The sequence below is a fragment of the Acinetobacter sp. 'aerobic (ED)' genome, assembly GCF_904886855.1.
GTDB classification, from domain to species: Bacteria; Pseudomonadota; Gammaproteobacteria; order Pseudomonadales; family Moraxellaceae; genus Acinetobacter; species Acinetobacter courvalinii.
The window spans coordinates 22,951-43,214 of record NZ_CAJHGI010000003.1; the positions used below are offsets into that span (position 1 = coordinate 22,951).

The 20,264-nt window shown below is 46.5% G+C and carries 21 protein-coding genes; 11 read left to right on the forward strand and 10 right to left on the reverse strand.

Going from position 1 to position 20,264, the window contains the following annotated elements:
- Window positions 1-81 precede the first annotated feature (81 nt).
- From JO943_RS06215 to JO943_RS06230, 4 genes are all read left to right on the forward strand, one after another.
- Window positions 82-459, forward strand: a complete 378-nt coding sequence (locus tag JO943_RS06215; RefSeq protein WP_005282195.1) for a hypothetical protein — start codon at window positions 82-84, stop codon at window positions 457-459.
- A 143-nt stretch (window positions 460-602) separates the two neighbouring features.
- Window positions 603-1,718, forward strand: a complete 1,116-nt coding sequence (gene dnaJ / locus JO943_RS06220; protein ID WP_005228114.1) for a molecular chaperone DnaJ — start codon at window positions 603-605, stop codon at window positions 1,716-1,718.
- 115 nt (window positions 1,719-1,833) lie between these two features.
- The gene (gene dapB / locus JO943_RS06225; protein WP_202740302.1) at window positions 1,834-2,655 is read left to right on the forward strand and encodes a 4-hydroxy-tetrahydrodipicolinate reductase; all 822 of its coding nucleotides are present in this window, start codon (window positions 1,834-1,836) and stop codon (window positions 2,653-2,655) included.
- 96 nt (window positions 2,656-2,751) lie between these two features.
- The gene (locus tag JO943_RS06230; protein WP_199949189.1) at window positions 2,752-3,402 is read left to right on the forward strand and encodes an START domain-containing protein; all 651 of its coding nucleotides are present in this window, start codon (window positions 2,752-2,754) and stop codon (window positions 3,400-3,402) included.
- Window positions 3,403-3,439: 37 nt separating this feature from the next.
- Here the strand turns inward: JO943_RS06230 and JO943_RS06235 are convergent, their stop codons facing one another.
- Entirely contained in the window at window positions 3,440-4,627 is a 1,188-nt protein-coding gene (locus JO943_RS06235) for an MFS transporter (protein ID WP_202740303.1), read from the reverse strand.
- Window position 4,628: 1 nt separating this feature from the next.
- Window positions 4,629-5,435: a 2,5-didehydrogluconate reductase DkgB gene (gene dkgB, locus JO943_RS06240; protein WP_005228108.1), complete on the reverse strand. Its 807-nt coding sequence runs from the start codon at window positions 5,433-5,435 to the stop codon at window positions 4,629-4,631.
- A gap of 135 nt (window positions 5,436-5,570) precedes the next feature.
- Here dkgB and JO943_RS06245 point away from each other — a divergent pair, with 135 nt between their 5' ends.
- Window positions 5,571-6,473 (forward strand): LysR family transcriptional regulator, encoded by a 903-nt coding sequence (locus JO943_RS06245; RefSeq protein ID WP_005282211.1) that lies wholly within the window; start codon window positions 5,571-5,573, stop codon window positions 6,471-6,473.
- On the opposite strand, the gene JO943_RS06250 is transcribed toward JO943_RS06245, so the two are convergent.
- Entirely contained in the window at window positions 6,421-6,831 is a 411-nt protein-coding gene (locus JO943_RS06250) for a hypothetical protein (RefSeq protein WP_202740304.1), read from the reverse strand. The two genes, JO943_RS06245 and JO943_RS06250, sit on opposite strands and share 53 nt — an antisense overlap.
- 90 nt (window positions 6,832-6,921) lie before the next feature.
- On the opposite strand from JO943_RS06250, the gene JO943_RS06255 reads away from it, so the two are divergent.
- Entirely contained in the window at window positions 6,922-8,337 is a 1,416-nt protein-coding gene (locus JO943_RS06255) for a PLP-dependent aminotransferase family protein (protein ID WP_202740305.1), read from the forward strand.
- Here JO943_RS06255 and ahr read toward each other — a convergent pair.
- The 7 genes from ahr to JO943_RS06290 form a co-directional block, all read right to left on the reverse strand.
- Entirely contained in the window at window positions 8,334-9,359 is a 1,026-nt protein-coding gene (ahr, locus tag JO943_RS06260; protein WP_202740306.1) for an NADPH-dependent aldehyde reductase Ahr, read from the reverse strand. The two genes, JO943_RS06255 and ahr, sit on opposite strands and share 4 nt — an antisense overlap.
- 39 nt (window positions 9,360-9,398) lie before the next feature.
- Complete coding sequence (locus JO943_RS06265) at window positions 9,399-9,953, reverse strand: DNA-3-methyladenine glycosylase I (RefSeq protein WP_202740307.1); 555 nt, start codon at window positions 9,951-9,953, stop codon at window positions 9,399-9,401.
- A gap of 34 nt (window positions 9,954-9,987) precedes the next feature.
- Window positions 9,988-10,233: a hypothetical protein gene (locus JO943_RS06270; RefSeq protein WP_005228096.1), complete on the reverse strand. Its 246-nt coding sequence runs from the start codon at window positions 10,231-10,233 to the stop codon at window positions 9,988-9,990.
- 9 nt (window positions 10,234-10,242) lie between these two features.
- Window positions 10,243-10,779, reverse strand: a complete 537-nt coding sequence (locus JO943_RS06275) for a M23 family metallopeptidase (RefSeq protein WP_005228094.1) — start codon at window positions 10,777-10,779, stop codon at window positions 10,243-10,245.
- Window positions 10,780-10,818: 39 nt separating this feature from the next.
- On the reverse strand, window positions 10,819-11,856 hold the full coding sequence (gene mutY / locus JO943_RS06280; RefSeq protein ID WP_202740308.1) for an A/G-specific adenine glycosylase: 1,038 nt from the start codon (window positions 11,854-11,856) through the stop codon (window positions 10,819-10,821).
- 402 nt (window positions 11,857-12,258) lie between these two features.
- On the reverse strand, window positions 12,259-12,996 hold the full coding sequence (locus JO943_RS06285; RefSeq protein ID WP_202740309.1) for a dienelactone hydrolase family protein: 738 nt from the start codon (window positions 12,994-12,996) through the stop codon (window positions 12,259-12,261).
- A gap of 161 nt (window positions 12,997-13,157) precedes the next feature.
- The gene (locus JO943_RS06290) at window positions 13,158-13,316 is read right to left on the reverse strand and encodes a DUF1328 domain-containing protein (protein ID WP_004776391.1); all 159 of its coding nucleotides are present in this window, start codon (window positions 13,314-13,316) and stop codon (window positions 13,158-13,160) included.
- A gap of 185 nt (window positions 13,317-13,501) precedes the next feature.
- On the opposite strand from JO943_RS06290, the gene JO943_RS06295 reads away from it, so the two are divergent.
- The 5 genes from JO943_RS06295 to JO943_RS06315 all read left to right on the forward strand — a co-directional run bounded on the left by JO943_RS06295 (window position 13,502) and on the right by JO943_RS06315 (window position 20,205).
- Window positions 13,502-13,954: a YcgN family cysteine cluster protein gene (locus tag JO943_RS06295; RefSeq protein WP_202740310.1), complete on the forward strand. Its 453-nt coding sequence runs from the start codon at window positions 13,502-13,504 to the stop codon at window positions 13,952-13,954.
- Window positions 13,955-14,064: 110 nt separating this feature from the next.
- Window positions 14,065-15,228 (forward strand): PQQ-dependent sugar dehydrogenase, encoded by a 1,164-nt coding sequence (locus tag JO943_RS06300; protein WP_202740311.1) that lies wholly within the window; start codon window positions 14,065-14,067, stop codon window positions 15,226-15,228.
- 25 nt (window positions 15,229-15,253) lie between these two features.
- Window positions 15,254-16,441, forward strand: coding sequence for a class C beta-lactamase (gene ampC, locus JO943_RS06305; protein ID WP_202740312.1), 1,188 nt, complete (start codon window positions 15,254-15,256; stop codon window positions 16,439-16,441).
- Between the two features lie 83 nt (window positions 16,442-16,524).
- Window positions 16,525-17,799 carry a replication-associated recombination protein A gene (locus tag JO943_RS06310; RefSeq protein WP_126687574.1) on the forward strand — a complete coding sequence of 425 codons (1,275 nt, stop codon included), beginning with the start codon at window positions 16,525-16,527 and terminating at the stop codon, window positions 17,797-17,799.
- Window positions 17,800-17,946: 147 nt separating this feature from the next.
- The gene (locus JO943_RS06315; RefSeq protein ID WP_202740313.1) at window positions 17,947-20,205 is read left to right on the forward strand and encodes an ATP-binding cassette domain-containing protein; all 2,259 of its coding nucleotides are present in this window, start codon (window positions 17,947-17,949) and stop codon (window positions 20,203-20,205) included.
- The last annotated feature ends 59 nt before the right edge of the window (window positions 20,206-20,264 follow it).

Sequence of the window (20,264 nt, forward strand, 5' to 3'; positions counted from 1 at the left end):
CTATATTTTAAGACCAAAAAATAATTGAATTTCATTGCATGACAAATTTTGCACAATGCTGTGAATGAGGTGATATAGAGCATGGGGCAAGACAATATTGAGCAGCATCGCCGCTATGTGGTGATTTCTTACGTGTTCATGTTTCTTGCATTATTTACAATCGTGTTTGCAGTGTTTGCCTACCTGTTAGCACGAAAAGTTGCGATTGTGGATAATGCTGAAGTATGGATACATGCGCATGCACTGTGGATTATGCGTAATGTGCTGTTATTTATCTTGATGGCCTTTTTTGCTGCCTTATGGTTTATTCCATTATTCTTTTTTGCGTGGGACAGCGCCCTCTGGGTGACTGCAATGACCGTTGCAGGTGTGGTCTTCAGTTCGATTGCTTGGTTATTTTTATTGAATGCATGGCTAAAAGGCATTGCCAAGTACTTTAAAAATAAAGCAGTTTTTTAATTTTACTGCTTTTTTATTGAATTAGACCTTGTAAATTTATCGTACAGCCCCTATTAAGGCTCTGTTGACTTTAGAAATAAAAAGTCGGCAGAGCCTATTTGTTTTTTAGATTTGAATAAATTCCGTGAGGAGCATCGCCAACCATGGCTAAACGTGATTATTATGAGGTTTTAGGCGTTTCGAAAACCGCAAGTGATGATGAGATCAAGAAAGCCTATCGTAAGTTGGCGATGAAGTATCATCCAGACCGTAACCCAGACAACGCAGAAGCTGAAGAAAAGTTCAAAGAGGCGTCTGAAGCCTATGAAGTGCTGTCTGACGGCGAAAAGCGCAGCATGTATGACCGCGCTGGACATAGCGCCTTTGAAGGTGGCTTTGGTGGTGCCGGTGGCGGCTTTGGCGGTTTTAGCGCAGAAGACATTTTCAGCCAGTTTGGTGATATTTTCGGCGGTGCGTTCGGTGGCGGTGGCCGTCAGCAACAACGCCAACGCCGTGGTTCAGACCTGCGCTATGTGATGGAACTGACGCTCGAAGAAGCGGTTAAAGGGGTGAAAAAGACCATTACCTTTACTGCGCCAGCGCCATGTGAAACCTGTGATGGTAAAGGTTCTCAAAATCCGAATGATGTCGAAACCTGTCGCACCTGTCATGGTGCAGGCCAAGTGCGTATGCAACAAGGTTTCTTCTCGGTGCAGCAAACCTGTAGTACCTGTCGTGGTCAAGGTAAAATCATCAAGAACCCATGTAAGAGCTGTCATGGTTCAGGCGTTGCAGATCGTCAGCAAACACTTGAAGTTACCATTCCTGCCGGCGTGGACAATGGCGACCGCGTACGCTTAACCGGCAAAGGTGAAGCGATCCGTGATGGTCAGGCCGGTGATTTGTACGTTGAAGTCGTGGTACGTGAACACGAAGTCTTCCAGCGTGATGGTGCGGATCTCTATATGGACGTGCCAGTCAGTATTGCAGATGCGGCTTTAGGTAAAGAAATTGAAATCCCGACCTTAGAAGGCCGTGTTAGCTTGAAAATTCCTGAAGGTACACAAACGGGTAAACTGTTCCGCTTACGTGGCAAGGGCGTTCGTCCGGTACGTAGCAGCATGGTCGGTGATTTACTCTGCCGTATTGTGGTAGAAACGCCGGTGAACCTGAACAGTCGCCAACGTGAATTGCTGAAAGAGCTACAAGCCTCTTTTGATGGGGATGGTCATGCTTCATCGCCAAAGAAAAAATCATTCTTTGATCGCCTGTTTGACTAATTGGCATTCATAAAAAAAACCTGCTACGGCAGGTTTTTTTTATGGGAAATTTTAGCGCAAGCACAGAGTTTTGCTATAGTAGCTGAATTGTTTAAATAAAAGACTGGGAAAAATTATGTCAACTTCTCCACGCATTGGGATCTTGGGTGCAGGCGGACGCATGGGGCGTATTCTGATTCAAGCGGTACAACAGGCAGGTTACCAGCTTGCAGCCGCAGTGGAACGTCCGGAAAGCAGTCTGGTGGGTGCAGATGCAGGTGAGCTTGCAGGGATTGGCAACATCGGCGTCAAGATCGTGGGAAGTTTGAGTGAAGTATTGAAAGACTGTGATGTGGTGATTGACTTCACTGCACCGGATGCCACTGAACAGCATTTGAAGCTGTGCCGTGAAGCGGGTGTGGCCATGGTGATCGGGACCACGGGGATGTCAGATCAACAAAAGGCATTCCTTGAAGAAACTGCAACCTATACCCCGGTCGTGTACGCTGCCAATTATTCAGTGGGGGTCAATGTTTCGATTAAATTACTGGAACTTGCAGCCAAAGTATTTGGCGATACGGTGGATATCGAAATCATTGAAGCGCATCATCGCCATAAAGTGGATGCACCGTCAGGTACCGCATTCATGATGGGTGAGGCGATTGCCGATACTTTAGGCCGTAACCTGAAAGAAGTGGCGGTATATGGCCGTGAAGGTTATACCGGTCCGCGTGACCGCCAGACCATTGGCTTTGAAACCATTCGTGGCGGTGATATCGTCGGTGAACATACCGTGATGTTTATTGGTGAAGGTGAACGTGTTGAAGTGACGCATAAAGCCACCAACCGTATGAACTTCGCCTCAGGTGCAGTTCGTGCCGCTGCCTGGGTGGTTGGCCGTGAAGCGCGTAAATACGATATGAAAGATGTTTTGGGCTTTAACGAGATTGAAGTATAAAACGTTCCTTTTTGGTACTATAAAAGAGCTTGTTGAGCTTTCTTTCCGTCAGGAGTGAAACAAGCTCTCGCTATCATTAAAACAATCGAGCATGACATGAATAAAAAACATATCGTCCTTGCTACACTGCTCAGTATCAGCAGCTTTACCGTCAATGCAGCAGCTGATAAGGCCAAGCTGAGCTTACATCGCAATAATATCAAGGTCTGGACTTATCAGACCGAAAATAATCCGATTATCCAATATAAAGCAGAAACGACTTTTGACGTGCCACTGGAACGTGCCGCTGCGGTAGTGTTGGACGTAGAGCGTACACCGCAATGGGTGCCCTATGTCGGAAAGGCAAAAATGCTGTCGCGGGATGACAAAAAAGGCGAATTTACCTTGTACATGGTGCTGGATTTTCCTTTCCCCTTAAAAGACCGTGATGTGGTGATTAAGGGCAAAATGACCAAGAACGCGGATGGCAGTATCAGTATTAGAAACAATGCCATTCAGGATGATTATCCGGAACAGCCCGATGTGGTGCGTTTAAGCAAATATGCTGGTGACTGGACTTTCCAGAAATTGGCCAGCAATAAGGTCAAAGTGACCACCAGTGGTTACGCGGATCCGGCGGGTTCGATTCCACTCAGCTTTGTGAATATGTTTGTACAGCAGCAACCTTATCAAATGCTGATGAAAATGAAAAAAGAAGTGCTCAATCCGATCTATGCGCAACCGAAGTTGCCCGAGTTATTGAAGTAATAAAAAAGCCTGATTGAATCAGGCTTTTTTATGTGGCTTATGCTTGCGGGCATTGTTTGAGTTGAGCTGCCGGTTTCTGGGCCAACTTGATCTGGATAAATACCAGAATTAAACCAATACCTGCCAGTACCGCACCGATCATGGAGACCGCTGTGTAGTTTAAGCCGAGACTTAAGACTGCGCCGCCTGCCGCTGCACCAATGGCATTGCCCAGATTAAAGGCGCCGATATTGACAGAAGATGCCAGTCCGGATGCTTCACGTGCAACCGACATCACACGCATTTGCAAAGGCGGTACAATCGCAAATGCTGCCGCACCCCAGATCACCAGTCCAATGGCTGCACCCAGTTGTGATTGCGCCAGGAATGGGAAAATCACCATCAAGCTGATCAGCAAGACCAGAAAACCAATCAGGGTTTTGTCGATCGACATATCTGCAAACTTACCGCCGAAATGGTTACCGATAGAGAAACCAATCCCGATCAAGACCAGCATCATGGTGATAAAGCTCGGTGAAGCATGGCTAAATTCAACCAGACTCGGCGCGATGTAGGTATACAAGGTAAACATGGCCGAAGCACCAAACACGGTGGTTAACAGCGCCAGCACCACAGGCAGGCGGGTCAGCACTTTCAGCTCCATTTTCACATTCGGTTTTTGACCGACAGAGCCTGCAGGCAGGGCTTTCCAGAGCGATAGCATGGTAATGATACCGAGTATAGAAATCGCCAGGAACGACATACGCCAGCCAATATTTTGTCCGACCCAGGTGGCGAGGGGTACACCACCAATATTGGCAATGGTCAGTCCCATAAACATGGTCGCTACCGCACTGGCCTGTTTATTGGCTGGCACCACACTGGCTGCCACCACCGATCCAATCCCGAAGAAGGCACCATGGTTAAGACTGGTCAGCAGACGAGCCCCCATTAAGCTCATGTAGTTCGGTGCAAAGGCTGCGATCAGGTTGCCAAGGGTAAAAATTGCCATCAGTACAATCAATGCATTGCGACGGGCAAAACCACCAAACCATAAGGTCATGATCGGCGCACCGAGCATCACGCCCAGTGCATAACCCGTGATCAGCATACCTGCACTTGGAATTGACACGCCCAGATCATTGGCAATATTGGGCAACAGTCCCATGGGAGAAAACTCGGTTGTCCCAATGGCAAATGCGCCAATGGCCAGTGCCAGCAACGGCAGGTTGATGCGGCTGCTCATGTTATTTGTCCCATTCAGGCGCAAATGGTTCAGGACTCACTTCTCGACCATTACGTTCTAGTTGAGCAATCAGCTGCATTTCCTCTGCACTTAAGGTTAAGTCTTGCGCTTTTAAGTTGCTGATCAGGTTTTCACGTTTTGTTGATGAAGGAATCACGGCAAAACCATTTTGCAATGCCCACGCCAATGCGACTTGTGCCGTGGTTGCCTGATGCTGTGCAGCAATTTCAGCCAAGGTTGGATCATTCAGCACTTTGCCATAAGCCAGGGTCATGTATGAGGTCACGTCAATGTCTTGTTCACGTAAGTAGTTCACCAGATTACGGTTTTGTAAATACGGGCTGAGCTCGATCTGGTTAGTGGCAATGTGTTCTACACCAATGCTGTCAATCGCTTGCTGGGTCAAGGCAATATTAAAGTTTGAGATCCCGATTTGTTTGGTCAAACCTTGTTGTTTCGCTTCCAGAAGTAGTTGCATCACGCTCGGAATCGAGACACCCAGTGCTGGAGCTGGCCAGTGGATCAGGGTCAGATCGACGGCATCGGTACGAAGTTTTTGTAAGCTGTCTTTTAAGCTGGGAATAAATTTGTCTTCGGCAAAGTTATCAACCCAGATTTTTGTGGTTAAAAATAAATCCTGACGGGCAACGCCACTTTCAGCAATGGCTTGGCCTACAGCCGCTTCATTTTCATAAATCTGTGCGGTATCAATGGCACGGTAACCCACATCAAGGGCCGTTTTAACGGAATCAATCACCGCTTGGTCTTGAAGACGGAAAGTACCTAAACCAAATTGAGGGATACGCATATTATTCACCTAATCTTGTCATGCTCGATTGAGCGTTTTCTGTTGATGGGTAGAATTTTGCAATAATTATTGTTGCTAAAAAATAGAGGAATTTGCAAAATATAGTTGACTAAATATCAATAATTGAAGGATTCAATGAAATCAACCATTGAAGAATTACTCGCTTTTATGACCATTGTCGATACCGGTTCCTTTATTGCTGCCGCAGAAAAACTCGGACAGACGGCATCGGGTCTCAGCCGTTCGCTTAGCCGTTTGGAATCAAAGCTGGAAGTGACCTTGTTAGAACGGACCACGCGCAAATTAAAACTAACACAAGAAGGGCAACAATTTCTGAATCATGCCCGTAAAATCTTAAGTGACTTAAATGCAGCAGAAGAGGCGTTGCAAAAATCCGATCAAGATACTTCCGGGCTTATCCGGATTGATTCGGCCACACCTTTTATTTTGCATGTAATTGCACCTCTGATGCATTTGTTTCGCCAGCGCTATCCCAATATCGACATTGAGCTGAGCAATAATGATCAGGTGATTGACTTGTTACAGCACAAAGCCGATGTGGCTTTCCGCTTTGGTGAACTGCATGACTCCAGCCTACACGCTAAACTGGTGTGCAAAAGTCGTCTTTATATTGTCGCCAGCCCCCATTATTTAGCCACCCTATCAGAACCGCCAACCCTAAATACATTAGCCCAGCATGATTTGATCGGTTTTACCAAACCCTTGCATTTGAATACTTGGCCGTTAAAAACCAAGGATCATTATTTTACTGCACAACCCACGATCAAGGCATCAAACGGAGAGACGGTACGCCAGCTGGCGATCCGGGGACATGGGATTACCTGTTTGTCTGAATTCATGGTATGGCAAGACCTAGAGAAGGGCTTATTAGTGCCTTTGTTTGAAGAGCAGATCGAACATTCTTATCAACGCATCCATGCGGTGTATTATCAGCAAGAACACTTGCCAAAACGTATCCGTTTATTTATTGAGTTTTTGACTGAGCAATTAAGTCAGGGCTTCTCGGTTTGTCAATAGCATCATTTTGAAGCTGCACATTCAGGACCGGAATGGACGGACCTGTTTTCGGCAGGACAGACACCACAATATGTTGCTGTTGTAGCTTGCATTCCAGTTCTAGCGTTGGCAATAAGTTACTGGCTAGCATGACCCCATTTTCATTGGGTTTTTTATAGGTCATCTTGATGATACGACTCTCTGCGGTGGCTGCGCCTTTTTCCATTTTCCATAATTCATAAGTCGGTTGATTCTGCAGGCGTAAGTAACCTTCCGAGAGTGACTTACACACCTGTTGTTGTGGGTAGGTAGCTTGGTCACTGAGTTCACAGCCGCTCAGTAAAATTATGCCGAATATAAATAAGATATTATTTTTCATTGATTTATCCTGTGGTAGTTGATTTTTATAGCTTAACGGTGTTGTATAAACCAATACAGATACAGAAATTTATAAAAAAGCAGTACAGAGATGACCTTCCAATATCAACTACTGGCAGAACAGCTGGCGCATAAGATCTATCAACATGAATTACAGCCACAACAGAAGCTGAGTTCTTTAAGGGAATTTGCACGTCAGCACAGTATTAGCCTGAGTACGGCGCAACAATGCTATGAGTTGCTGGAAGCCAAAGGGTTGATCTACGTCAAAGCAAAATCGGGTTATTTTGTCAGTTCGAGACAATATCAAAGTCCCGTACCAGACAGTCCTGGTTTTGAGTCGATGAGTCGGCAGGTTTCAAATTTAGACCTGCAGAATCAGATCCAAACCGCTTCGATCCAGAACCATTTAACCCCTTTGGGTGCCATTCAGCTATCTCCCCATCTGATTCCAGTCGAGGGCTTGCGCCGTTCCTTGCAACGTGCGCTGAAACACTGCCAGCCGGAAGATTTTCTGTACTGCAATAAACAGGGACACCAGCAACTGCGACAGGCATTATCGGATCATTGGCGTGAGGATGGTATCTATGTTGCCACGGACGATATTTTTATTAGCAATGGTTGTATGCCCGCGTTGTCGCTGTTGATTCAGCAGATTACTAAACAAGGCGATAGCATTCTGATTCCAACTCCTACCTTTAACGGGCAGTTGCAAATGCTGGCCAGTTTGAAACGCCAGATTATCGAAATTCCAGCCGACCATCGTGGCATTGATCTGGAACGTTTAGAACATTTTATGCAACAGGGCAGTGCCAAACTGTGTTTGATGACCGCCAATTTTCAGAATCCATTGGGCTATTGCCTCAGCAATCAGCAGAAGCAGCACATCGCCAAGCTGGCTAAGCAGTATGAGTGTTTTATTCTGGAAGATGATATTTATGGAGAATGCAGTTTCCAGAAGGAGCGACCTTTACCCATCCGCTATTGGGATCAGGATGGCTATGTGATCTGGTGTGGCTCGGTGTCTAAATCCTTATCAGCGGCTTATCGTGTTGGCTGGTTCTGTTTAGGACAACAATTACAATATTTAAGACCACGTTTATTGGCGAATAATATCGGAGTAAATACTCCTTTACAGTTAGGGCTGGCTGATTTTATTTATAGCCGGGGTTATCGGGAGCATCTTGATCAACTGAGACCTAAACTCATGCAACAGGTGCAACAGTATCGGGCATTTATTTTAGAGGCGTTTCAGGGAATCCCGATTGCCTTGAGCCAGTCACAGGGCGGTTATGCCTTATGGCTACAACTTCCGGCGAGTATTACCGGTCTGCAACTGTATTATCTGGCGCAAGCGCAGGGCATTAATATCGTGCCGGGGGAAGTATTTGGCGAAGACCGACGCTACCAGCATTTTCTGCGTTTAAATGCAGGCCATGCCTTAACCGGAGAAATCCGCCAAGCGATACAGCAATTGGCGGATTGGACGCGTAAAAGCCTGAACTAGTTGAAGTCTGCTTTTAGAACGATACGATAACGTGCCTGACCTGAATGCAGTCGCTCAATTGCCTCATTCAACTGCGACATCGGGTAGAGTTCAATCTGTGGGGCAATATTTTTGCGTGCGGCAAACTGTAACAGCTGGCGCAGTGCCAAAGGGGAACCTGTCGGCGAAGAGGTGACTGATTTGGCACCATTCATCAAGGTTCCAACCGACACCGGAATCGGTTCTAAAGTCACGCCCAAGAAATGTAAACTGCCATTCGCTGCAAGCGTACTCAGGTAGGCTTGCCAATTCAGCGTTACATTCACGGTACTGAGTAACAGATCGAACTTGCCGCGTTGTGCCTTGATCGCTTGGGCATCACGACTATTCACCACATGATCTGCGCCCATGGCTTTGAGCTCTTCGGTCTTGTCCGGACTCGAACTAAAAGCCGTAATTTCACAGCCCCAGGCCTTGAGTAACTTAATCGCCATATGACCTAAGCCACCAATCCCAATCACCCCGACATGATGGGTGGCTTGAATTTTATGTTTCAATAACGGATCAAATACGGTAATCCCGCCACAGAGCAGTGGGCCGGCACTTTCCGGATCTAAATCTTCTGGCAGTGGAATCACCCATTGCCAGCCAGCGCGGACTTTATCGGCAAAGCCGCCGGCATGCCCGACGATGGTTGAAATCTTTTCACCGGTACAGAGCACCTGATTGCCGCCAATGCAGGGATCACAGGCCTGACAGGTTTCAGCGGTCCAGCCAATCCCGACACGTTGGCCGATCTGTAAACCCTTGGCTTCGGAACCGAGTGCGATGATAGTGCCGATAATTTCATGGCCTGCGACAACCGGATACATTGATGAGCGCCATTCATTATCAATCACGGAAAGATCGGAATGGCACAGACCACAGTACTCAACTTTGACTTCCACCTGATGCGCCTGTAACTCGCCTGCATCAAATTGATAAGGAACTAACTGCTCGCCCGCCTGCATGGCGGCATAAGCACGAATCTGGTTATTGCTCATTTGGGGAACTCCTGTTGAAGGAAAATTTATGCTTTATGATTATTTAAAATGGCAATGATTTTCATGGTCATTGACCATACCAACCGCTTGCATAAAGGCATAGCAGGTGGTCGGGCCGACAAATTTAAAACCATGCTTTTTGAGGGTTTTGGAGAGTTTCTGGCTGGTTTCAGTTTGTGCAGGTGCTTCGCGATAATTGATGACATCATTATGTTCAGTTTGCTGATCCACAAAGCTCCATAGCCAGGCCGGAACATCACTGACTTGATCTTTAAGCTTGAGCCAGGCAATGGCATTGTCGCGAATAGCTTTCAGCTTGCCGATATGACGGATTAAACCAGTATCACTGAGCTTGAGCTGCAATTGCTCATCGCTCAGTGCGGCAATTTCGGTAAGGGGATGGCTGAAGAAATGGGTGCGGTAGTGTTCACGTTTTTTTAGCACCGTGATCCAGGACAGGCCAGCTTGCTGACCTTCCAGGCAGAGCATTTCAAATAAGTGTGCTTCATCGTGTTGGGGCTTACCCCATTCCTGATCATGGTAAGCGATATATAGCGGATCATCGGAGCACCAGCCACAGCGTTGAGTTGACATATTGGATGCTCCTTATTGTTATGGGTACGAATAATTAAAGTTTGAATGCCACCCATTCATTTGGGCGTGTATCCCAATAATACAGTTCTGCGCTGCTTAAATCAGCAAATTTAAGCCAAAAGTCTTTGCCGGATTTATCCGCAAAACCGGTACTGATCAGCAGGGCATCCTCACTGATTTCCATGATCCAGCCTTGGTAGCTGGTGCCATTGATGATGATCTTTTGCTGATTGCCTGACTCTGCAAACTCAACCAGACGTTCAATCAATGCTTCTGACATTGTATGTTCCTAACGTAAATACGGGTATGGATTGACTGCTCCACGCCCTTTGCCATTCAAATAAATACCATAGTGTAAATGTGGAGCGGTATAACGTGCATTACCGGTATTGCCCACATAACCGATCAGATCGCCCTTGCGAACGTAATCTCCGACATTGAGCCCACGCTTGTGGCCGTTGAGGTGGGCATAATAATGCCACGAACCTGCTGGACCCATGATCCAGATGACCTTGCCACCTAAATTATTATTACGTAAATCAGCAACTAAGCCTTCAGTTGCACTATACACTTTGGTGCCACGCTCTGCCATGATATCAATGCCTTCATGGTTACGACCCTGACTGCGGGCAGCGCCCCAGGTGTCCCGTAATTCATTGCGGCTGACGCCTTTGACCGGAACAGGCAAGCGGCTATCCAGTCGCATGTTTTTTAGTTTATTGACCTGTGCATTCGGTAACGGTGTCGCTTTCTTCGGCGCTGTGGCACAGGCTGAAAGTAAAATAATCAACACACCCAGCAACGTATAAGAAATCGGATGGCGCACAAAAACTCCTTATCTTTTGAGATCCAGCAGGGAGGACATTTAAGCTTTTTGCTTTGCTGTAATCAGTTTCTTCATCGCCGTAGGGACCCCTCTGGCAATGGCGGCCTCAGGACTCAGCCAAACGCCATTCAGTTCAATACTGAGCTGTTCTTTTTGGTCGTGTTCCACGTGGAACAGCCGTTCATTCAGTAACCAGGTAAAATGGGTAAAGCTATGGCTAATCTGCAACGATGATACTTGAGCTTGCAATTTAAAGTGCTGCTCAATCTGTTGTAATTCGGTTGCTTGCTCAATGATCGGCAGGCAGTATAAGCCGCCCCAGAGTCCATGGGCTTCTCGTTGTTGCCACAGCCATTCATCACCTGACTGAATCACTAATAGATTCGCTGTTCTGACTGGAACCGGTTTCTTGGCTTTTTTAAACGGCAGTTCCTGTTCTAAGCCTTGTTGATAGGCCTGACAGTGTTGCTGCATTGGACAATATAAACACAACGGTTTTTTCGGCGTACAGATCGTTGCCCCCAGGTCCATAATTGCTTGAGTGTAATCATGGTTGCGTTCTTTTGGACAAAGTTCTTCTGCAATCTGCCACAGGGCTCGTTCGTGTTGCGGTTTGGATAGATCATCTTCAATGGCAAAAAAACGCACTAAAACCCGTTTAACATTACCATCCATAATCACGCCGTACTGGCGTAAACCGAGTGACATCAGTGCTCCAGCGGTTGAGCGGCCAATGCCGGGTAATTCTATCCATTGTTCGAGTGTTTCTGGAAATTTACCTTGCTGGCTGACAATGCCTGCAGCTTTATGCAGGTTGCGTGCACGGGCGTAGTAACCGAGTCCTGCCCAATAGGGTGCGACATCATCCCAACTGGCCTGTCCCAGATCTTTGACAGTTGGAAAGCGTGCAATAAAACGGTCGAAATATTGCAATACCGTTTTGACCTGGGTCTGTTGTAGCATGATTTCTGAGACCCAGACCTTGTAAGGATCGTCGGCGATTTGCCAAGGTAAGTCATGGCGACCGTGTTGGTCGAACCAGTGAAGCAGGGCATCAGAAAATGAGAAATCAGGCATGAATCAGGTCAGTAAAAAGCAGGGCTGTAGTATAGCGGAAATGCGGCTTTTTGCGGCGTTAAAATTCTGTTGAACCATAAACAGGGTATAGATCGCAACGTATTTCAAACTTGTATTAAATTTCAGTCGTTATTTGTGTTTGGGTAGGCGGCATGGATGCCGCCCGTTGAGCTGTAGTATCAGGGAAGTACCATCAGCTCAATAGAGGATTTTTGCCTACCTTGCGGAGTATACTCCTCACCTATGAAAAGTAAGTCGTTGAAGACATATGCTGAAATTCGATCAGACCTCGGTACGATCCCGTAATGCAGTCCAACAGTCAGCACCCATGCCGCCTTGGCATGAGCTTAAATATCAGGATGATGTTGACTGGGATTGACGTTTTGAAAAATCTTTTACCGATTACTTCAAATGTTTATCCAACAGCTCATACATTGCTTCAAGCCCTTGGCGCTCTGCTTCTGCGTTATAACCCAAGTCAACATTGTTGGCTTTGGCGCGTTCATCCGCAAGCGGGTTACTGAAACCATGCTTGGCATCTTCAAAAATAATCACTTCATGCTCGACTTCAGCATCATGCATTTCCTGACGGAAGCTAGCCACGTCATCTAAAGTGACCATACTGTCCAGTTCACCATGCAGGACTAAAATCTCGGCCTTGATCTTGCCTTTTTCAGCCGGTGCTTTCGGGCTTAATACTGCGTGAAAGGTCGCAACCGCTTCGATTTCTGCGCCTGAACGAGCCAGATCCAGCACCACCTTGCCACCATAACAGAAACCAATGGCCGCCAGTTTTTTAGCATTGACTTCCGGTTGTGTGGCTAAAGTTTGTAGACCTGCCTGTGCACGCTCTACAATGGTCTCTGGTTGTTCAAAGGTCTGGTTCATCCACGCCGATGCTTCCGGTACAGCTGTCGTGACTTTCTTATCGCCATACATATCAATCGCGAGCGCGGCAAAACCATGCGCTGCCAGCTCACGCGCGCGTTGTTCGGTATATTCATTACGGCCCCACCATTCAGGCGCAACAATCACCCCAGCAACTGGTTGATCAGTGACAGGTGTTGCGAAATAACCAACCAAGCGTTGGCCGTCTGGAGCGGTATATTCAATTTCACGGGTATTGATCGAAAAGCTCATACGATAATCCTGATCTGTATTGTGAGAATGCATTGATTAAAACATAAAAAAGCTCAATTGGAGATATGGTCAAACAATAGATGCCGCTGTCTGGATTTTGCTCAGGCATAAAAAAAGAAGAATACGGAGATTCTTCTTTTTTTATTTTAGGGATTAAATCCTTAGACTTTACCTCGTGATATAAAGCCGACAATGGCTAGAATCACCGCTACAACCAGCAAGATTACAGCGAAATCTTTCGATAAACCGGCAACACCACCAAAACCTAATAAGCTGGCAATGAGTGCGATTACAGCAAAAATAATGGCCCAACGGAACATGTCGTGTTCTCCTAATTTTTCGTTATGAATCTAATATAGCGTGGCTTTTTTGAACAAAATGTGGTGTTTCTGTGGTTCAAATGTTTAATACTTAAAGAAATGTTAAGTGAAAAAAACAGATTGAAAGAAAGAGATGGGGTAGCAATGCTATAATCATAAACTCGCTTGAAATAGAAACAACTGGTATGTCCGTCGAACTGCGCCCTAACTTCTGGAAACAATATTCGCTTGATCAGCTTAATCAGGCGGAATGGGAAGCATTGTGTGATGGTTGTGGTTTATGTTGTCTGGTCAAACTGGAAGATGAAGAGACTGCCGAAGTTGCCTATACCAAAGTGTCATGCAAATTACTGGACTGTAAAACCGCGCGTTGTTCGGATTATCCTAACCGTCAGCAGCAAGTACCAGATTGTATCCAGCTTACCCCAGAGCAACTCACCACGATTTCATGGTTACCGCCGAGCTGTGCCTACCGTCGCTTGAGTGAAGGCAAGAATTTGCCCTCATGGCATTATTTAAATACCGGTTCGCGTCAAAGCGTGATACGGGCCAAGAAATCTGCCGCAGGACGTTGTATCTCCGAAAGCGAGATCGATGAAGAGCAGATCGAAGACTATATCGTGCGTTGGGTGCGCTAACGGTATATTGAATCCGATGTTCAAAATCTGCTTTGCATAAAACAACATTTTTACAGTATTTTGATGGGCATATCTCCGTAAGATGAGTCTTATAACGAGGGAGATAAGCAATGAATAAAGTATTGATAACACCTTTGATATGTAGCAGCTTTTTATTTTTGTTGGCCTGTGGCCCCAACAATACCAATTCCAAAACCCCTGATCAAAATGCTGAGCAGCAGACCTCGTCCACTAGCGCACAGCAGAGATACCGCACTGAGACGGTGGCTTCTTTTAATGAGCCTTGGGCAATCACCAGTTTGCCTGATCAGCGCTTGCTGATTACCGAGCGCAAAGGACAACTAAAATTATTTGATCCGAAAACCAAGACCAGCCTGAATGTTTCAGGTGTTCCGGCGGTGAGTTATGGCGGACAGGGCGGTCTTGGCGATGTGATATTGCATCCTGATTTTCAGAAAAATCACTGGCTCTATTTGAGTTATGCCAGCAAGGGACAAGGTGGATACGGCGCGGAGATTGCACGTGCCAAGCTGGATTTATCCAACCCGCAGCAACCTAAACTGACCGAGGTAAAAACCATCTGGCAACAAGTACCGAAGGTTTCGGGACAAGGGCACTATGGCCATCGGATGCTGTTTGGTTCAGATGGAAAGTTGTGGGTCAGTTCAGGGGAGCGACAAAAGTTTGATCCAGCTCAGGATCTAAAAACTAATCTCGGTAAAGTGTTGCGCCTGAACGATGATGGCACCTCTGTGGCTGGTAATCCATTTCAGCAGCAAGGTGGCGTCACGGCAGAAATCTGGTCACTGGGTCACCGGAATCCACTTGGCATGGCCTTTGATGAAAACGGACAACTCTGGGTGGTCGAAATGGGCCCTAAAGGTGGTGATGAGCTGAATCTGATCCTGAAAGGGGCCAACTATGGATATCCAAAAGTCTCCAATGGCGATCATTATTCAGGCTTACCTATCCCTGACCACAGCACTCGTCCCGAGTTTAAAGCACCGGCAATTGACTGGACACCCGTGATTTCACCGTCCAGCCTGATCATTTATTCAGGTCAGCAGTTCCCCTTATGGCAACATAAGGCACTTATCGGTGGATTATCTTCCAAAGCGATTGTGGTGGTGGACCTGAAAGCTCAACCGGTGCAAGAGATTCAGCGACTGGAGATGAAACAGCGGATTCGTGGTTTGCATCAGGCTCAAGATGGTTCGATCTGGGTCATTGAAGATGGTCCACAGGCCAAGTTACTTAAACTCAGCGCTTCTTAACGATTAACTTAAAGTGAAATGATCCATGCTAAATTCAAAATGTCTCTCTGGACCTGTAAAACAATTGCTTGTACTTGCTGGACTTCTATCTGGCAGTGCGCCACTTTGGGCACAACAGTTATCCGAGCAGCAGGTTCAGGCGATCGTTGATCAGCAATTCAAACCGCTTTTACAGCAATACAAGATCCCGGGAATGGCAGTTGGGATCACCCTGAATGGACAACATTATTTTGTCAATTATGGGGTGGCTTCCAAACAGAGCCAGCAACCCATCCGCAACAGTACCTTATTTGAACTTGGCTCGGTGAGTAAGACTTTTAATGCAACCTTGGCAGGCTATGCGCAGGCACAAGGCAAACTTTCCTGGTCTGATCATCCTGCCAAATATTTCCCTGAACTGAAAAATCGTGTAGTGAATCGTGCCACCTTATTGAATCTGGGCACCTATACTGCGGGTGGTTTTCCGTTGCAGTTCCCGGATGAGGTGGTTCAGCAACAGGAGATGATCAAGTATTTTCAGGCATGGCAGCCGAAGACCACCGTTGGCGCGGCGCGTCAATATTCCAACCCAAGTATCGGCTTGATGGGCTATGTCACAGCATTGGCAATGAAAAAGCCCTATACCGAATTGCTGGAAAAAACACTTTTCCCTCAGTTAGGTCTGAAACAAAGTTTCATTCAGGTGCCTGAGCAGCAGCTGCCGAACTATGCATGGGGGTATAAGGCGGATCAGGCCATGCGGGTATCGCCTGGAATGTTTGATGCTGAAGCCTATGGTGTGAAAAGTAGCAGCACGGACATGCTGAAATTTCTGGATGCACAAATCAATCCGCAACAGTTGCAGCAGCCACTGCGGAAAGCCATTGAAAATACCCATGTCGGCTACTTTAAAGTCGGCGCGATGACACAGGGTCTGGGCTGGGAGCAATATGCCTATCCGGCGAAATTGGAAACCCTGTTACAGGGTAATTCCAGCAAAATGGCCTTAGAAAGCCATGCAGTGACTCCCATCGCGCAGCCAAAAATTGCTCCAGCAGCGACCTTCTTCAATAAAACCGGCGCGACTAACGGTTTTGGTGCCTATGCCGCCTTTATTCCACAACAAAAGATCGGCATCGTGATGTTGGCCAATACCAATTTCCCCAATGAAGAACGGATTAAAGCCAGCTATCACGTGATCCAGCAACTGCTTCAGCACAACAGTGCGCAATAGAATGACGCAGTGAGTGCAGATTCAAATTGTAGATTTGTGTCAGACACAATAGACTAGGATAAAACAGCATAAAGCCATTGATGATGTCAGATACGCATATTCCTTTACCTGAACGTTTACGTCCTCGTGATTTGTCAGAAATTATTGGGCAGGATCATTTACTGGGCGACAACGCTCCTTTACGTCAAATGATTGATCAGGGGCATTTGCCTTCGATTATCTTCTGGGGACCGCCTGGGGTAGGAAAAACCACGATCGCATTATTACTGGCGCAAGCGGTGGACCGTCCTTTTGTGAGTCTGTCTGCGCTAAATACGGGCGTAAAAGAGCTTCGGGAAGTGATTGCCGAAAGTGGTGATCTGTTGACGCCTGTGGTGTTTATTGACGAAATACATCGCTTCAACAAGTCGCAGCAAGATGCCTTACTCAATGCGGTTGAGAAAGGCAAAATCACCTTGATTGGCGCGACCACGGAGAATCCTTCCTTCGAAGTAAACAGTGCGTTGCTGTCGCGCTGTCAGGTCTATACCCTGAACAGTCTGGATGCAGACGCGATTCAAACCTTGCTGAATAAAGCGATTCAAACGGATAAGTTTTTAAAAGAGCGTTTTATTCATATCGAAGAATATGATGCGCTGATTCAATTCGCAGCGGGTGACGCACGCAAGGCACTGAATCTGATTGACCTGATCGCCAGTACTTTTGAGCCTGACGTGGAAAATATGGTCACCAATGCGATTGTGGTCAAAGTGGCGCAGCAAAATATTGCCCGCTATGACAAATCCGGTGAGCAGCATTACGATCTGGTGTCGGCATTTATCAAATCTATTCGCGGGAGTGATCCGGATGCAACGTTGTACTGGATGGCACGTATGCTGAAAGGCGGTGAAGATCCGGTGTTTATCGCACGTCGGATGTTGATTGCCGCATCGGAAGATATTGGTAATTCTAATCCCAATGCCTTGTTGCTGGCGGGTGAATGTTTCCGTTCAGTACAGGCGGTGGGCATGCCGGAAGCACGGATTATTTTGGGCCAATGCGCTGTTTATCTGGCGACCAGTCCGAAAAGTAATAGTACTTATCTGGCGATTAACCGTGCTCTGGAGCTGGCAGAAAAAACGGCGAACCTGCCTGTGCCTTTACATCTGCGCAATGCACCGACCAAATTGATGAAACAGCAGGGCTATGGCGTCGATTATCTCTATCCGCATAATTATCCTGAACATTTTGTATTACAGGAATATTTGCCACCTGAACTACGCGGTACCAAGCTGTATGAGCGTGCCCTGAATAAGCGTGAAGTTGAAGGCGAGCGTTTACAACAGCGCCGTTGGCAGCAGCAAGATCAGCAACAATAAATTATCTCTAGTTTTATAGCGCTGGATGGTCATAGCTTTGGCGATCCAGTGCTGGATTACATCAATTTCATTTATTCATAAAAACCGCTACATCTCTCACATTCTTTTTGGCTTATCGTGGTTTTAAAGAGCATAGCGAGACGGCAGATGAGTAGCAGAACAATCAATATTTACGGCGCGCGGCAAAATAATCTTAAAAATATTTCATTGAAAATTCCCAAAAACAAAATCGTTGTATTCACGGGTGTTTCAGGTTCAGGTAAATCTTCACTGGTTTTTGAGACCATTGGTGCCGAAGCACAACGCCAAATCAATGAAACACAGGACAGTTTTGTGCGCAACCGCTTGCAGCATTTTGGGGTGGCGGATGTCGATAAAATTGAAAATCTGAATGTTCCCGTGATCATCAACCAGAAGCCGTTGACCGGAAATATCCGCTCAACCATCGCCACCATTACCGATATATATGCCAATTTAAGATTATTGTTTTCACGCATGGGCGAGCCTTTTGTGGGCTATTCGCATGTTTTTTCGTTCAATCATCCCAATGGCATGTGCCCGCAATGTGAGGGGATTGGTCTGGAGCAGTCCATTGATATCTATAAAATTCTGGATCTGGACAAATCTCTGAATGAAGGCCCCATCGACTTTCCCACCTATCAGCCACATGCCTGGCGCTGGACCCGTTATGCCGACTCGGGCTATTTTGATCTAGATAAAAAGCTTAAGGATTATGATGCGGAAGAGTGGGAGCTTTTCTTACATGCAGCGCAGCATAAACCGCGCCATCCTCGCCAAGACTGGAGAAAAACCGCTTTATATGAAGGCCTGATCCCACGGTTTGAGCGCAATTTTCTAAAAGGCGAAGCCCAAGAGCGCAACCGTTATCGCCATATTCTGGACAAGGTCATTATTGTCAAAAAATGCAGTCTCTGTCAGGGACAACGTCTGAATCAGACTTCGCTGAGCTGTAAAATACAGGATAAAAATATTTCCGACTGCACTGCCTTGTCGGTGGGTAAGTTGCTGAATTTTATAGATTCAATCGAGAATGAAAAGCTGGAGACGGTATTACATGAGATTCGCAATAAACTGCATTATCTAAATCTGGTTGGGCTGAGTTATCTAACGCTAGATCGGGTCAGTAATACTTTATCGGGTGGCGAGTCGCAACGGATCAAAATGGTCAAGCATCTAGGTAATAGTCTGGTCGATCTGCTCTATATTTTCGATGAACCCAGCATTGGCCTGCATCCTAAAGATCTGGAAAATATTATCCAGATCATTCAAAAAATCAGGGACAAGGGCAATAGTGTGCTGTTGGTGGAACATGACCCAGACCTGATCCGGATTGCGGATCATGTGATTGATATGGGACCTTTTTCCGGAAAAAACGGGGGTGAGGTGATTTATCAGGGCAGTTTTGCCGATCTGAAAAGCTCTTCGGGTTTAACCGGACAGTTTTTCCAGCGCCCCAATCACTATAAACAGGTCCCACGCAGCAGTCCGGAAAAAATGACCATAAAAAATGCGCGGCTCTTTAACCTGAAGAATATTCGTGTCGATATTCCCAAGCATTGTCTGACTGTGGTAACGGGCGTTGCGGGCTCAGGTAAAAGTACACTGATGAGCAAAGTATTACCGCAACAATATCCGGAAGCCAAAATCATTGATCAATCCGCCATAACTGCAACGATCCGGTCAAATTTACTGACTTATCTGGACCTGCTGGATAGCATTCGCCAGTTATATGCGCAACAGAATAAGGTCAGCGCGAAACTGTTTAGTTTTAACAGTGAAGGGGCCTGTCCGCAGTGTAAAGGTTCAGGGATCGAGAAAATTGAGCTGGCCTTTTTAGATGATGTCGAAATGGTCTGTGAGGTCTGCCATGGCTCAGGCTATGCAGCGCAGGTCCTCAACTATCTTTATAAAGACAAGAACATTGCCGATGCTTTAAAAATGACGGTGGCAGAGGCGTATGAATTTTTTGAAGAAGCCAAATTAAAGCAACAATTCAGGACCTTGATGGATTTAGGACTGGACTATATTGCCATCGGGCAACGCCTGAATAGCTTTTCCGGTGGCGAGCGGCAACGCCTGAAACTCAGTCGTGAGCTTAACCAGACCGATAATATTTTTGTACTGGACGAGCCCAGTACAGGTTTGCATCCGTCTGATACAGTTAAACTGATCCAGCTGCTAAATCGCATCGTTGATCAGGGCAACACGGTTATCGTGATTGAGCATAATCTGGAAATCATGACACAGGCAGACTGGATTATTGATATTGGCCCATTGGCGGGTGAACAGGGCGGAGCACTGATGTTTGCCGGTCCTGTGAGCCAGTTATTAGCAAATACCGAATCTTATACGGCGCACTATTTAAGAGATTATTTAAATCGCTAATCTCAAAAGATGGTAGGCTCTACCAGCAAGTCAGGCTCATGTCATGACTTGGTATCGAG

Excerpts from the sequence above, each read along its gene's own strand:
- JO943_RS06215 (WP_005282195.1), top strand. The coding sequence starts at position 82 with ATGGGGCAAGACAATATTGAGCAGCATCGCCGCTATGTGGTGATTTCT.
- dnaJ (WP_005228114.1), top strand. The coding sequence starts at position 603 with ATGGCTAAACGTGATTATTATGAGGTTTTAGGCGTTTCGAAAACCGCA.
- dapB (WP_202740302.1), top strand. The coding sequence starts at position 1,834 with ATGTCAACTTCTCCACGCATTGGGATCTTGGGTGCAGGCGGACGCATG.
- JO943_RS06230 (WP_199949189.1), top strand. The coding sequence starts at position 2,752 with ATGAATAAAAAACATATCGTCCTTGCTACACTGCTCAGTATCAGCAGC.
- JO943_RS06235 (WP_202740303.1), bottom strand. The coding sequence starts at position 4,627 with ATGAGCAGCCGCATCAACCTGCCGTTGCTGGCACTGGCCATTGGCGCA.
- dkgB (WP_005228108.1), bottom strand. The coding sequence starts at position 5,435 with ATGCGTATCCCTCAATTTGGTTTAGGTACTTTCCGTCTTCAAGACCAA.
- JO943_RS06245 (WP_005282211.1), top strand. The coding sequence starts at position 5,571 with ATGAAATCAACCATTGAAGAATTACTCGCTTTTATGACCATTGTCGAT.
- JO943_RS06250 (WP_202740304.1), bottom strand. The coding sequence starts at position 6,831 with ATGAAAAATAATATCTTATTTATATTCGGCATAATTTTACTGAGCGGC.
- JO943_RS06255 (WP_202740305.1), top strand. The coding sequence starts at position 6,922 with ATGACCTTCCAATATCAACTACTGGCAGAACAGCTGGCGCATAAGATC.
- ahr (WP_202740306.1), bottom strand. The coding sequence starts at position 9,359 with ATGAGCAATAACCAGATTCGTGCTTATGCCGCCATGCAGGCGGGCGAG.
- JO943_RS06265 (WP_202740307.1), bottom strand. The coding sequence starts at position 9,953 with ATGTCAACTCAACGCTGTGGCTGGTGCTCCGATGATCCGCTATATATC.
- JO943_RS06270 (WP_005228096.1), bottom strand. The coding sequence starts at position 10,233 with ATGTCAGAAGCATTGATTGAACGTCTGGTTGAGTTTGCAGAGTCAGGC.
- mutY (WP_202740308.1), bottom strand. The coding sequence starts at position 11,856 with ATGCCTGATTTCTCATTTTCTGATGCCCTGCTTCACTGGTTCGACCAA.
- JO943_RS06285 (WP_202740309.1), bottom strand. The coding sequence starts at position 12,996 with ATGAGCTTTTCGATCAATACCCGTGAAATTGAATATACCGCTCCAGAC.
- JO943_RS06290 (WP_004776391.1), bottom strand. The coding sequence starts at position 13,316 with ATGTTCCGTTGGGCCATTATTTTTGCTGTAATCGCACTCATTGCCAGC.
- JO943_RS06295 (WP_202740310.1), top strand. The coding sequence starts at position 13,502 with ATGTCCGTCGAACTGCGCCCTAACTTCTGGAAACAATATTCGCTTGAT.
- JO943_RS06300 (WP_202740311.1), top strand. The coding sequence starts at position 14,065 with ATGAATAAAGTATTGATAACACCTTTGATATGTAGCAGCTTTTTATTT.
- ampC (WP_202740312.1), top strand. The coding sequence starts at position 15,254 with ATGCTAAATTCAAAATGTCTCTCTGGACCTGTAAAACAATTGCTTGTA.
- JO943_RS06310 (WP_126687574.1), top strand. The coding sequence starts at position 16,525 with ATGTCAGATACGCATATTCCTTTACCTGAACGTTTACGTCCTCGTGAT.
- JO943_RS06315 (WP_202740313.1), top strand. The coding sequence starts at position 17,947 with ATGAGTAGCAGAACAATCAATATTTACGGCGCGCGGCAAAATAATCTT.